This window comes from Pseudomonas sp. 30_B (assembly GCF_017491605.1).
Lineage (GTDB): Bacteria > Pseudomonadota > Gammaproteobacteria > Pseudomonadales > Pseudomonadaceae > Pseudomonas.
Genome location: NZ_JAFGYY010000370.1, coordinates 1 through 441 on the forward strand (window position 1 = coordinate 1; position 441 = coordinate 441).

Here is a 441-nt window from a genome sequence, read left to right on the forward strand (position 1 = left end):
ATATCGCGCACATCCGCCCGCTTGCGGGCGACGGCCCGTATTACCTCGCGGGCTGGTCGTCGGGCGGCGTCGTCGCGTTCGAGATCGCGCGCCAGTTGCTCGCGCAGCGGTGCGAGGTCGGGCTGCTCGCGTTGATCGACAGCGTCGCGTCCGACGGCGCGCAGCCGGCCCCGCGCACCGACGCCGAGCTGATCGGCTCGATCGGCCGGCTGCTCGCGTTCGCGGCGGGCGTCGACGCGCCGGATCGGGCGGCGCTCGAACCGTCGGCCGCGATGGCGCGGCTGCGCGAGCTGGCCGTCGCGGCCGGCTCGCTGCCGCCCGATGCGCCGCCCGAGCGGAGGCGCCGGCTTTTCGACGTCTTCCGCCGCAACGCCGCCGCCGTGCGCCGCTACCGGCCCGGGCCGTATCCGCGCCGCGTGCTGCTGCTGCGCGCAACGCAGC

Annotated in this window: 1 protein-coding gene; it reads left to right on the forward strand. The window is 76.9% G+C overall.

Annotated features, from left to right (window positions below; all coding sequences use genetic code 11):
• A partial coding sequence (locus J5M67_RS28700; protein ID WP_207888712.1) for a thioesterase domain-containing protein occupies nucleotides 1–441 on the forward strand: 441 nt, incomplete at both ends.